The 12,329-nt window shown below is 67.2% G+C and carries 9 protein-coding genes; 7 read left to right on the top strand and 2 right to left on the bottom strand.

Translation table 11 applies throughout. From position 1 onward, the window contains the following. The first annotated feature begins 7 nt into the window (after positions 1-7). The 7 genes from BLR24_RS23540 to BLR24_RS23510 all read left to right on the top strand — a co-directional run bounded on the left by BLR24_RS23540 (position 8) and on the right by BLR24_RS23510 (position 10,042). Entirely contained in the window at positions 8-4,717 is a 4,710-nt protein-coding gene (locus BLR24_RS23540) for an Ig-like domain-containing protein (RefSeq protein WP_093021475.1), read from the top strand. A gap of 316 nt (positions 4,718-5,033) precedes the next feature. Next, a complete protein-coding gene (atpE, locus tag BLR24_RS23535; protein ID WP_093021472.1) occupies positions 5,034-5,273 on the top strand; it encodes a F0F1 ATP synthase subunit C in 240 nt (79 codons plus the stop codon). Positions 5,274-5,468: 195 nt separating this feature from the next. Further along, positions 5,469-6,674 (top strand): ABC transporter substrate-binding protein, encoded by a 1,206-nt coding sequence (locus BLR24_RS23530; RefSeq protein ID WP_093021469.1) that lies wholly within the window; start codon positions 5,469-5,471, stop codon positions 6,672-6,674. Then, positions 6,671-7,591 carry a branched-chain amino acid ABC transporter permease gene (locus BLR24_RS23525; RefSeq protein WP_093021466.1) on the top strand — a complete coding sequence of 307 codons (921 nt, stop codon included), beginning with the start codon at positions 6,671-6,673 and terminating at the stop codon, positions 7,589-7,591. Before BLR24_RS23530 ends, BLR24_RS23525 begins: the two co-directional genes overlap by 4 nt. After that, on the top strand, positions 7,588-8,574 hold the full coding sequence (locus tag BLR24_RS23520) for a branched-chain amino acid ABC transporter permease (RefSeq protein WP_093021463.1): 987 nt from the start codon (positions 7,588-7,590) through the stop codon (positions 8,572-8,574). Before BLR24_RS23525 ends, BLR24_RS23520 begins: the two co-directional genes overlap by 4 nt. Further along, the gene (locus BLR24_RS23515) at positions 8,571-9,326 is read left to right on the top strand and encodes an ABC transporter ATP-binding protein (RefSeq protein ID WP_093021460.1); all 756 of its coding nucleotides are present in this window, start codon (positions 8,571-8,573) and stop codon (positions 9,324-9,326) included. The genes BLR24_RS23520 and BLR24_RS23515 overlap by 4 nt, the downstream gene beginning before the upstream one ends. Further along, complete coding sequence (locus BLR24_RS23510) at positions 9,323-10,042, top strand: ABC transporter ATP-binding protein (RefSeq protein WP_093021457.1); 720 nt, start codon at positions 9,323-9,325, stop codon at positions 10,040-10,042. Before BLR24_RS23515 ends, BLR24_RS23510 begins: the two co-directional genes overlap by 4 nt. On the opposite strand, the gene BLR24_RS23505 is transcribed toward BLR24_RS23510, so the two are convergent. Continuing rightward, on the bottom strand, positions 10,039-10,662 hold the full coding sequence (locus tag BLR24_RS23505; RefSeq protein ID WP_093021454.1) for a class I SAM-dependent DNA methyltransferase: 624 nt from the start codon (positions 10,660-10,662) through the stop codon (positions 10,039-10,041). The two genes, BLR24_RS23510 and BLR24_RS23505, sit on opposite strands and share 4 nt — an antisense overlap. Before the next feature lie 89 nt (positions 10,663-10,751). Next, positions 10,752-12,215, bottom strand: a complete 1,464-nt coding sequence (locus tag BLR24_RS23500) for a SulP family inorganic anion transporter (protein ID WP_093021556.1) — start codon at positions 12,213-12,215, stop codon at positions 10,752-10,754. Positions 12,216-12,329: the final 114 nt, after the last annotated feature.

The raw sequence follows: 12,329 nt of genomic DNA, 5'->3' as shown, positions 1-12,329 counted from the left end.
GGCGACGATGAAGATCCGGTATTTCCTGATGGCGTTCCTGGCCCCGCTCGTCACATTGCTGACGCATGCGGCGATCACCGGGGTCAGTCCGATGACGACCCTGAGCAACATGGCGACGGCGGTTTCCGAAGCCGTCGCGGACCCGCTCCCGCTGCAGGGACCGGGCCTGGGCAACCTCACCTACACCTCGGCGGAACTGTTCAAGCCGGTGTCGATGATCACGAGCGCCGCGCACCCGCTCGATCCGGCGCACAGCAGCGCCTACGAGTCGCGCGAGGTACCCGCCACTTACCCGGGTCGCAAGGACTACGGCATGAACGCGGGCATCATGGTCAACGGCTACTTCCTCACTTCCTTCGCGCCGGACAGCGGCCTGGGCCCGGGCGGCTTCCTGCTGTACGACGTGTCGAACCCGCGCCAGATCCAGCTGGTCAAGAAGATCTACGAGCCCGAAGCCCGCACCAAGGAGTTCCGCGAAACGCACTCCTTCGGCACCGCGAAGATCGGCGGCAAGACGTACGTGGTGCTGCCGAGCATCAACGGCGTCGAGTTCTGGGACTTCACCGACATCAACGACATCAAGCAGGTGAAGAAGCTGGCGCTGCCCGGCGTCAACGCCGGCGACTACGAGGACGTGGCCTGGCAGCTTTGGTGGCAGGCGCCCTACCTGTACGTGGCGTCGGCCGGCCGGGGCATGTTCATCGTCGATGCGAGGGACCCCGCGAACGCCGTGGTCGCCAACCGCGGCGCCGGCAAGCCCAACCCGGTGCCCACCGGCGAACTCGGCGGCTTTCGCGTCGGCCCGATCTTCACGATGGGCAACCACATGGTGTTGACCGCCATGGAAAGCAACGGCGGTTTCGCGAGCCTGGACATCTCCGACCCGCTCAACCCCAAGGTGCTCGATTCCATCGTGGGCACCACGCCGTTCTACTACGCGACCTGCTTCGACGGCAGGAACCTGCATGCCTCCGCGCGCAACAGCGGCGCCAGGATGTACAGCTACGACCTCTCCGACCGCTCGCGCTTCGTGGCCGAGGACAACCGGCTGGTCATCGACGAACAGTTGTACTGCGCCACGCAGGACAACTACGTGATCCAGGGCGCCCAGACCCGCATCCACAAGGTCGACGTCAGCAATCCGCTGAACCACGTGGAGGTGGGCCGCGGCAGCATCCTGCGCGAGGACGACCCGAACTTCTCGCATTCGGATAACGGTCAGGTCGCGATGTTCGGCAATCTCGTTTTCGTGGGCAACGACCACGGCTCGGGCAGTGGCTTCATCGTGCATTCGGTCGATCCTGACACCACCAAGCCGGAGGTGAAGCAGGTCTCGCCCGCCAACGGAGCGAAGCAGCAGGCGCTGACCTCGCGCATCGGCCTGGGCATGACGGACAACATCCGCCCCGAGAGCGTGAACTCCAACACCTTCATCGTGCGTCCGGTGGGCGGCAACACGCTGGCGGGCACCTACAGCGTGCAGTTGGGCATCGTCAACTTCCACCCCGAGCAGCCGCTGCTGCCGGGCACGAGCTACGAAGTCTTTCTGCCGGCCAACGGCGTGAAGGACTATGCGGGCAACGCCATCGGCGCGGACTACAAGTCGACCTTCAACACCGGCAACGCGACCGACATCAACCTGATGCACTACTGGACGCTAGCCGGTAACCTCTCCGACCAGATCGGCAACAACAACGGCACGCCGGTGTCGGGCGACGCGTTCGAGAGCATCGGCATGAACTTCGCGAACCGCACCGCCGGCGTGACGCTGAAGAACGATTCCGTCGCCACCGTGCTCGGCGGCACTGCATCGCTGAGCTTCTACATGAAGACCACTCAAGCAGGCGGTGCGAACTCATGGACGGCGCCCGGCATTTTCGGGCGCGACCAGTCCGGCGGCGCGGACGATGTGTTCTGGGGCTGGCTCGACAACAGCGGGCGCATCAAGCTGTCGGTGGGCAACGATGCGGGCACCACCTCCACGGGGGCGGTGAACGACGGCAACTGGCACCACGTGGTGCTGACGCGCGACGCGGCCTCCGGCGCGCAGGCGGTGTATGTCGACGGTGTGAAGACCACCTCCGCCGGCCTCACGGGCAACAAGGGGCTCACGAACAAGTTCAGCGTGCTGGGCCAGATCCAGGGCAACGCGGCGCTCTTCAAGGGCACGCTGGCGGAAGTGCGCGTCTACGGCCGCGTGCTCTCCGACACCGAGGTGAGCACGCTGCGCGCACAGACCATCATCGGCGACCCCGGCATCGGAGGCGGGCCGAAGATCGTCAACGGCCAGCTGGTGTTCAGCCCGGCCACGCTGGGCAGCAGCGGCGCGCAGTTCCGCTGGAACTTCGGCGACGGCACGCAGACGGCCTACGCGAGCCAGCCGAACTACACCTACACCTACACGCGCCCCGGCCACTACACGGTGACGCTGACGGTGAAGGACGCGAACGGCCGCGAGACCTTCTACACCTACAACGTCACGGTGATCGCCCCGGTCACGGCGCGAGCGCCGACGCACACCACCAACATCGCCGGCGATGCGAACTCGGTGTACGCGGTCAACCCCGACAGCGGCACGGTCGCCGCCATCGACGCGCAGACCCTGGCCAAGCGCTGGGAAACGCGCGTCGGCGACGAGCCGAAAACGCTTGCCGTGGGCCCCGACGGCCGAATCTGGGTCACGGTGCAGGGCGAGGACAAGCTGGTGGCGCTCAGCGCGGCCGACGGCTCGCTCTCGGCCACCGTGCCACTCGCCTATGGCAGCGGCCCCTACGGCGTGGCCTTCACGCCCGATGGCGCCAAGGGCCTGCTGACGCTGGAGAGCAAGTCGGTGCTGATGAGCTTCGACCCGAACAACGGCGCCACCACCGGCGCGGTCGCGCTGGAAGGCAACCTGCGCGGCATCGCGGTGAGCTCCGACGCACAGGTGGCCTATGTCACGCGCTTCAAGTCGAAGATGACCGGCGGCCAGCTGCACAAGGTGAACCTGCAGAGCATGAGCGCCATGACCACCATCGCGCTTCCGGTCGACACCACCACGGTGGACACCGAGAGCCGCGCACGCGGCGTGGCCAACTACCTGAGCCAGGTGGTGATCTCGCCGGACGGTACGCGGGCGGTGTTGCCTTCGAAGAAGGACAACATCGTGCGCGGCAAGTTCAGGGATGGCAACAACCTGGTGCACGACCAGACGGTCCGCTCGATCCTCTCGCAGGTCAACCTGCAGGCGGCCGCGGAAGTGTTCGCCGAGCAGATCGACTTCGACGACCGAGCGCCGGCACGCGCCGCGCTGTTCTCTCCATCGGGCGACTACCTCTTCGTCGCGCAGATGGAAGGCAACCGCGTGGCCATCGTCGATCCGTACAGCCGCGCGGTGCGGGGCGAGATCAACGCCAGCAGCGCGCCGCACGGCCTGTACCTCGACGCGGTGCGCAAGCGCTTGTTCGTCAATAACTTCCTTGCGCGCTCGGTGTCGGTGCACGACGTGGCTTCGGTGCTGTCGTCGGAATCGGCGGCGCCGATCTTCCTGCAGAACGTGGCGACAGTCGCGCAGGAGCCCATGGCGGCCGCGGCACTGCGCGGCAAACAGGTGTTCTACAACGCGTCCGACCGGCGCATGAGCAAGGACAACTACCTCTCCTGCGCGAGCTGCCACGCCGACGGCGGAGACGACGGCATGGTGTGGGACTTCACCCAGCGCGGCGAGGGGCTGCGGCGCACCATCAGCCTCATGGGCCGCCGCGGCCTGGGCCACGGCAAGCTGCACTGGACCGCCAACTTCGACGAGGTGCAGGACTTCGAGAACGACATCCGCAACGAGTTCGGCGGCACCGGCTTTCTCACGAATGCCGACTTCGCAGCCACGGCCGACCCGCTGGGCGCGCCCAAGGCGGGCAAGAACGCGCAGCTCGACGACATGGCGGCCTACCTGAGTTCGCTCAACAAGTACATGCGCAGCCCTGCGCGTGCGGCGGACGGCAGCCTGAGCGTCGATGCGGCGCGGGGTCAGACGGTATTCAACACAGCGCAGTGCGCCACGTGCCACACCGGCGGCACCTTGCGCGACGGCTTGCGGCACGACGTGGGCACGATCCAGCTCTCGTCGGGCAAGGGCATCAACCAGCCGCTGGCGGGCGTGGGCTTCGACACGCCGACGCTGTCGGGCACCTGGAACACGACGGCCTTCTTCCACAACGGACAGGCCGCGACGCTGCAGGACGTGCTCACCAGCGGCCACGGCAACGCCTCCAGCCTGCCCGCCGCCGACCAGGTGGCGATCCGCGAGTACGTGCGCTCGCTCGACACCGCGCCAGCCATCGTCACGCGCATCCGCTCGGACCTCAACCCCACGATGTGCGTGAACATCAAGGGCGTGTCCACCACCAGCGGCGCGACGGCGGTGCAATGGCCGTGCGGCAACGCAAGCAACGAGAAGTTCACGGTGAACAGCCTCACCGGCGGCTATGTGCAGTTCGTGGCCGAGCACAGCGGCCTGTGCCTGGCGCAGAACGGCACCGCGACGACGAATGCACCGGTGGTGCAACTGGCCTGCACGGCGGGCAACACGACCCAGTGGAGCCTGGTGGGCGGGACCATCCGCAACCGCGCCTCGGGTTCCTGCCTCGACGTGCCCAACGGATCCACTACACAGGACACCGCATTGATCACGTGGACCTGCAACGGCGGCAACAACCAGAACTGGACGCAGCTTCCGTAGCGCCGCAGCGTCACTCTTGCTCCTTCCCCCTCTGGGGGAAGGTTGGGATGGGGGCGGTTCCCGCATTCAGCAGTGCGCGAAGGTCTAAGCCGTCGTGCCCCCACCCCTGCCCTCCCCCGTGAGGGGAGGGAGAAATGCGGGGGCAGTCCGTTCTCGATGCGGATGCCTGGCGCCCGCGGCGCGCCACGAAAGCCGGCCGTTTTCACGGCCGGCTTTCTTTCGTGCCGCCCATGACCTCTCACGTCATGGACCGCATGCACCCGCTCTGGGAAAGTACCTCCATCGATCAAACATCAACCACCCAGGAGAAAACACCATGACCGGCTTCAACATCCTTCCCGTCGCAGTCGCCTTGCTGATCGGCGTGGCCGCCCTCGGCTCCTGCCTGGGCATCGGGCTGGTCGGCCAGAAGTTTCTCGAGAGCACGGCGCGCCAGCCCGAGCTGGTCGACACGTTGCAGACCAAGTTCTTTTTGGTGGCGGGCGTGACCGACGGCGCGTTCATCATCGCGACTGGCATCGGCCTCTGGTTTGCCACTGCAAATCCGTTCGGCTGAACCAGCGCGGGGCCCTTGGAAAACGGGCTCCCGCGCACCAGGAAGTGACACGGGGCACTGGCACCATTCGTGCTAGCACCGTTGACACCGAATTGTTTATGGTTAAAGTATTTAGCTATCAACGGTTTGATGTCTTCGGTGCTGCATGGCGCGGCACCGGGGCGTCGTTTCACCCTTCCTTTGCCCGGAGAATCCATGAGCCATCCGTCCCCGAAGTCGTCCGCGCTGCCGCGCACCTTGCTTTCGCTGCTGCTCTGTGGCGCAGCCCTTGGCGGCGCGGCATCTGCCATGGCCGCTCCCGTGAAAGTGGGCCTGGCGCTCGACATCTCGGGCCCCTTCGCGGCCTTGGGCGCCGAGGCGCGCGACGGTTTTGCGCTCGGCATCAAGCAGCTGGGCGGCAAGCTCGGCGGACAGGACGTCGAGTTCGTGCAGGCCGACATGGCCGGCAGCCCCGACCAGGCCAAGCAGCTGGTCGACCGCATGATCCAGCGCGACAAGATCGATATCTTCAGCGGCCCCATCGGCTCCAACGTGGCGCTGGCCGTGGGCCCGACGCTGTTCAACGCAAAGGTGCCCTACCTCTCGGCCAATGCCGGCCCGAGCCAGTTCGCGGGCGCCCAATGCAATGCGTACTTCTTCGGCACCGCCTACCAGAACGACCAGTTCCACGAAGCCGCCGGCAAGTTCGCACAAGACCGCGGCTTCAAGAAGACGGTGCTCATTGCGCCCAACTATCCCGCCGGCAAGGACGCGCTCGGCGGCTTCAAGCGCCAGTTCAAGGGCCAGGTGGCCGACGAGCTCTACACCAAGCTCGGCCAGATCGACTATGCCGCCGAACTCGCGCAGCTGCGCGCGGCCAAGCCCGACTCGATCTACTTCTTCCTGCCCGGCGCGATGGGCATCAATTTCATCAAGCAGTTCGTGGGCGCGGGCTTGTCGAAAGACATCACGCTGGTGACCAGCGGCTTCTCGGCCGACGAAGACGTGATCGGCGCCGTGGGCGAACCGATGCTCGGCTTGTTCAACACCTCGCACTGGGCGCACGACCTCGACAACGCGGCCAACAAGGCTTTCGTGGCCGCGTTCCGCAAGGAATACAACGGCCGCTATCCGTCGGTGTACGCGGCGCAGGCCTATGACGCGATCCTTGCGATGGACGCTGCCGTGAAGCAGGCCGGCGGCAACGCGCAGAACCGCGAAGCCGTGGTGGCCGCGCTGAAGAAGGCCAGCTATGCCTCGACGCGCGGCAATTTCAAGTACGCGAACAACCACTATCCGGTCGAGAACTTCTACCTGCGCGTGATCGGCAAGGACACGCAGGGCAAGGTCACGAACAAGCTGATCAACACGGTTCTTACGAACTACGGCGACAGCTACGCAGATAAGTGCCCTCTCAAGTGAGCGGCATCCTCGTTCTCGAGCAGCTGCTCAATGGCCTTGGCTATGGGTTGATGCTGTTCCTGCTGGCGGCGGGGCTCACGCTGGTGTTCGGCATCATGGACGTGCTGAACCTCGCGCATGGCTCGCTCTTCATGTCGGGCGCCTACGTGGCGGCCGAGGCGCACACGCGCACCGGCTCGTTCACGGCGGCCATCGTGATTGCGGTCGCCGTCACGGTGGTGGTGGCGCTGCTGCTCGAAGTGCTGCTGATGCGCCGCCTCTACACGCGCGACCACCTCGCGCAGGTGCTCGCCACCTTCGGCGTGATCCTGGTGGCGGACGACATCGTGACGATGGCCTGGGGACCCTCGCCCGTGATGGCGCCGACACCCGCGGCGCTTTCGGGGCCGGTGAACCTGATCGACGGCCTGCCATACCCGGCGTACCGGCTGGTCATCCTGGTCGGCGGACTGCTGGTGGCGCTCGCGCTGTACCTGCTGGTCAACCACACGCGCATCGGCATGCGGGTGCGCGCGGGCGCCTCCGACCGGCCGATGGCCGAGCTGATGGGTGTGTGCGTGGGCCGCATCTTCAACGGCGTGTTCCTGCTCGGCGCGGCGCTGGCCGCGCTGGCCGGCGCGCTGATGGGGCCGATCGTCGCGGTGCAGGTGGGCATGGGCGAGGCCATCCTGATCCCGGCGCTGGTGGTGCTGGTGATCGGCGGCATCGGTTCGGTGCGCGGCGCCTTCGTGGCCGCCCTCTTGGTGGGCGTGGTCGACACCATCGGGCGCGCCTTCGTGCCGATGCTGCTGCGCGCCACGCTGCCGCCCGCCACGGCCGCCGACCTGGGGCCGCTGTTCGCCGAAGTCGCGATGTACGCGCTGATGGTGGTCGTCTTGATCTTCCGGCCCTCGGGCCTGTTCTCGGCACGCGCATGAAATCTTCCTCACGCTATATTGGCCTCGGGCTGCTCCTGCTGGTGCTCGCGGCCTTTCCGCTGGTCGCGCCGCTGTTCGGGCTCGAGTTCTACATCGGCTTCGTGCGGCGCGTGCTGGTTGTGGCACTGGCCGCGGCCAGCCTCAACTTCGTCCTCGGCTTCGGCGGCATGGTAGCGCTCGGGCATGGGGGCTTCATCGGCATGGGCGCCTACACGGTGGTGGCGCTCAGCGACGCGGGCGTGGTGTCGGCCTGGGTGATGTGGCCGGCGGCCGCGCTCGTCGCCGGACTCGTCGCGGCGCTGATCGGCACGGTGGCGCTGCGCACGCGCGGCGTCTACTTCATCATGACCACGCTGGCTTTCGCGCAGATGCTGTACTTCGTGGTGGTGTCGCTGCGCCGCTATGGCGGCGACGACGGCTACACGCTGATGAGCCGGCCCACGCTGCTGCCGGGCCTCGACCTGGGCAACGAGTCGAACTTCTACTGGGTGGTGCTGATGATGGTCGCGCTCGCGCTCTGGTGGCTGCACCGCGCGACGCAATCGCGCTTCGGCCATGCGCTGATGGGCATCCGCGACAACGAGACGCGCATGCGGGCGCTGGGCTACCCGGTGTTCAGGCTGCAGCTGGTGGCCTTTGCGATTGCCGGCGCCATTGCAGGGCTGGCGGGCGCGCTGCTCGCGGGCGGCAATGGCTTCGTGAGCCCGGCGACGATGCACTGGACGCAGTCGGCCACGCTGCTGGTGATGGTCGTCATCGGCGGGCTCGGGCGCAGCTGGGGCGGGCCTGTGGGCGCCGTGGTCTGGCTGGTGCTCGAGGAGGCGTTGAAGCAGCACACGGAGCATTGGCACATGCCGCTGGGATTGTTGTTGATTGCTGTTGCTCTGTGGGCGCCCAAGGGACTCGCAGCCTTGTACAAGCGCCGCTTGCCCCTCACCCCAGCCCTCTCCCCAGTGGGGCGAGGGAGCAAGGCAACACCATGAGCCTTTTCAGAATCGAAGGGTTGGTCAAGCGCTTCGGCGGCTTGCTCGCGACCGACCATGTGAACCTCACCGTCGAGCGCGGCGAGGTGCATGCGCTGATCGGCCCCAACGGCGCGGGCAAGACCACGCTGGTCAACCTGATCACCGGGCTGCTCAAGGCCGACGCCGGGCGCATCCTGCTCGACGAGAAGGACATCACCGGCTTCAAGGACCACCAGCGCGTGGCGGCCGGCATGTCGCGCTGCTTCCAGGTGACGCGCGTGTTCGCCAAGGAAACCGTGCACGACAACCTCATGCTCGCGGCGCAGGCCCATGCGGGCAGCAGCCTGCGCTTCATGGTGCCGCGCGCGACCGAACGCGGCCTGGTCGAGCGCGCGATGGCGCTGGCCGACCGCGTGGGGCTGGGCGGCGAACGCCACCGCATCGCGGGCACGCTGCCGCACGGCGCACAGCGCGCGCTCGACGTGGCGCTCGCGCTCGCGGCCGAACCCAAGCTGTTGCTGCTCGACGAGCCGATGGCCGGCATGGGTCCGGACGAATCCGCGCGCATGGTCGAGCTGATCGAATCGCTGCGCGAGTCGATGGCCATCCTGCTGATCGAGCACGACATGGACGCGGTGTTCCGCCTCGCCGACCGGCTCACGGTGCTGGTGCAGGGCCGCGTGCTGATGAGCGGCACGGCCGACGAAGTGCGCGGGCATCCCGACGTGCAGGCGGTCTATCTCGGGACAGAAGCGGAGGGGCACGCATGAACGCGACCACCACATTGCTCGATGCGAAATCCATCGAGGCCGGCTACGGCGCAAGCCAAGTGTTGTTCGGCATCGACCTGAACATTCGGCCCGGCGAAGTGCTTGCGCTGCTCGGCCGCAACGGCATGGGCAAGAGCACGCTTCTGAAGGTGCTGACCGGCACGCTGGCACCCGTTCGCGGCAGCGTGCATTTCGGCGGCGACGCCATCGGCGGACACAAGCCGGATGCCATTGCCCGGCGCGGTGTGGCCATCGTGCCCGAGGGGCGGCATGTGTTTCCGAACCTCAGCGTGGACGAGCACCTGCGCGCCTTTGCACGGCCGCGCCCGGGCAGCGCGCCGCGCTGGACGATCGAGGCGCTGTACGGCCTGTTTCCGCGTCTTGCCGAACGCAAGGCCAATGCGGGCAACCAGCTCTCGGGCGGCGAGCAGCAGATGCTGGCGATTGCGCGCGCGCTGTCGACGCATCCGCGCCTCCTGATCCTCGACGAAGCCACCGAAGGCCTGGCCCCGGTGATCCGCGAAGAGATCTGGCATTGCATTGCCGCGCTCAAGGCCGAGGGCGAAGCGATCCTGGTGGTCGACAAGTACGTGCAGCGCCTGCTGCCGCTGGCCGACCGCCACGTGATCCTCGAACGAGGCCGCGTGGTGTGGCAGGGCGACTCGGCCGCGCTCGACGCCGACCGGTCGCTGTGGACGCGCTACCTGGGCGTCTAAGTCTGCACTCGCTCCCGCGGACGGCACGCGAGGAAGCTGACCCACGTCACGTTCTCGCGGCCGATCCACTGCCTGTCCCATTCCGTGCGCAGGCCGGCCGCTGCGAGCTCTTCGGCAAACCGGTCTTTCGCCCAGTACACGGTCTGGTAGTCGCCATTGGTCTCACCTTCGCCGATGCGCATGGCCACGAGGAAGACGCCGCCGGGCTCGAGGGCGTCAAACACCTTGCGCAGGACCGGCGCGACCTGCGCGCGATCGACATGGATCAGCACGGCCATCGCGAGGATGGCGCTGTAGGGCCCGCCCAGCGCATCCGTCACGGCGTTGAGCAGTTCGCCCTTCTTGCCGCGCCCCGCCTGCAGATCGAGAAAGGCCTGCGTCGCATCGGTGCGCCTGACGATCCCGCCCAGGGACTCGACGAAGTCGGCGTCCCGCCCCGTGCCGGAACCGATCTCGAACACGGTGCCGCCGGCGGGGACGAGCGCCATCATCCGGCGCAGTGCGTCCTCGATCTCGGGCGGCGGGTGGTCCGCCACGATCGCGTCGTACTCGCGCGCGGAGTCTTCGTAGGACTGGATGGTGCGGCGCATGTTCGTCAGCACCGGGGCGGGAATTTTCATGAGAGCCTTTCCGGTCCATCGGACATCCGACGGGAACCGGAAAGGCTAGATGCAAGGCACCACTCGGCTCATGAGGAAAATCACCTAGCTCATTCAGGCGCCGTGTCGAGCCGCAGGATCAGGTCCTGGCTGGCCTGGTTGAGACCGGTGACCTCGACCACGCTGCCGTGCTTGCGCAGCCGCTCGACGATCTTGTTCAGGGCGGCCACCGCCGTCACGTCCCAGAAATGGGCCTGCGACACGTCGATGTGCACCGGCGCGCCGTCGATCTCGCGCACGTCGAAGGCGTCCACCAGCATGTCGGCCGATGCGAAGAACACCTGGCCGCTCACGCGGTAGACACGCACACCGTCGTCGCCAGCTCCAGCTTCGGCATGCACATGCAGCAGCCGCGCGACCTTGAAGGTGAAGAACACGCCGCTCAGCATCACGCCGGTGGCAACGCCCGCGGCCAGGTTGTCGGTAGCGACGGTGACGGCCACGGTCGCGAGCATCACCGCGCTGGACATGCGCGGATGGCGCACCAGCGTGCGCAGCGAGCCCCAATCGAAAGTGGACGCCGACACCATGACCATGATGGCGACCAGCGCCGCCACGGGCACCTGCGACACCCAGGGCTTCAGCAGCACCATGAGAATCAGCAGGAACGCGCCCGCAAACAGCGTCGACAGCCGGCCCCGGCCGCCGTAGCGCACGTTGCTCACGGTCTGGCCGATCATTCCGCAGCCGGCGATGCCGCCGAAGAAGCTTGCCGCGACATTGGCCACGCCGAGGCCGCTGCATTCGCGATTCTTCGAGCTCGGCGTGTCCGTGAGGTCGTCCACCACGCTCGCAGTCATCATCGATTCGAGCAAGCCGACCATCGCAATGGCAAAGGCCGGCAGCGCAATGATGCGCAGCGTTTCAAGCGACATCGGCACCGACAGCCACGCAAAGGCCGGCAACGCGTCGGGCAGGTGGCCCAGGTCGGCAACGGTCTTGAGCGGTAGCCCGAGCCAGTGCCCCGCGAGCGTGACCGCCACGATGCACACCAGCGGCGACGGCACGGCCTTCGTGATGCGCGGCAGCAGGTAGATGATGGCAAGGCCGAGCCCCACCATCGCCCAGGTGGCGGTATTGGCTCCGATGAAGTGCGGCATCTGCGCCGCAAAGATCAGAATGGCAAGCGCGTTGACGAAGCCCGTGCGCACCGAGGTGGAGACGAAGCGCATCAGCACGCCGAGCCGCAGCAGCCCGAACAGGATCTGCATCACGCCCGCCAGCACGCCCGCCGCCAGCAGGTACGGCAGCCCGTGCGCATGCACCAGCGGTGCGGCCACCAGCGCCACCGACCCCGCGGCTGCCGACACCATGGCCGGCCGCCCGCCGGTGAAGGCAATGACGACGCTGATAACGAACGATGCGAACAGCCCGACGGCCGGATCGACGCCCGCGACGAAAGAGAACGCGATGACTTCCGGAATCAGGGCGAAGGTGGCGACGGCGCCGGCCATCAGTTCGCGCGGAATGCTCGGGCACCACTCGGTGCGCAGGCGGCTGTGTGGGGAGGACATGAAGAATGAAAAACGGCCCGCACGCGGCGACAAAGGCCGCGCCACGCCTCACGGGCAGAATGTTCTCGATTGTAGGTAGGGGCCCTGGGACGCCCCGAGCGCGGATCTCAGGGC

This window comes from Variovorax sp. OV700 (assembly GCF_900099805.1).
In the GTDB taxonomy this organism is placed as follows: Bacteria; Pseudomonadota; Gammaproteobacteria; order Burkholderiales; family Burkholderiaceae_C; genus Variovorax.
Note: the sequence above shows the minus strand (reverse complement) of the source record. Positions and strands in the feature narration are given on the sequence as shown.

What these genes read in the sequence shown, in the direction of transcription:
- BLR24_RS23530 (WP_093021469.1), top strand. Translation starts at nt 5,469, where the DNA reads ATGAGCCATCCGTCCCCGAAGTCGTCCGCGCTGCCGCGCACCTTGCTT.
- BLR24_RS23505 (WP_093021454.1), bottom strand. Translation starts at nt 10,662, where the DNA reads ATGAAAATTCCCGCCCCGGTGCTGACGAACATGCGCCGCACCATCCAG.
- BLR24_RS23520 (WP_093021463.1), top strand. Translation starts at nt 7,588, where the DNA reads ATGAAATCTTCCTCACGCTATATTGGCCTCGGGCTGCTCCTGCTGGTG.
- atpE (WP_093021472.1), top strand. Translation starts at nt 5,034, where the DNA reads ATGACCGGCTTCAACATCCTTCCCGTCGCAGTCGCCTTGCTGATCGGC.
- BLR24_RS23500 (WP_093021556.1), bottom strand. Translation starts at nt 12,215, where the DNA reads ATGTCCTCCCCACACAGCCGCCTGCGCACCGAGTGGTGCCCGAGCATT.
- BLR24_RS23515 (WP_093021460.1), top strand. Translation starts at nt 8,571, where the DNA reads ATGAGCCTTTTCAGAATCGAAGGGTTGGTCAAGCGCTTCGGCGGCTTG.
- BLR24_RS23510 (WP_093021457.1), top strand. Translation starts at nt 9,323, where the DNA reads ATGAACGCGACCACCACATTGCTCGATGCGAAATCCATCGAGGCCGGC.
- BLR24_RS23540 (WP_093021475.1), top strand. Translation starts at nt 8, where the DNA reads ATGAAGATCCGGTATTTCCTGATGGCGTTCCTGGCCCCGCTCGTCACA.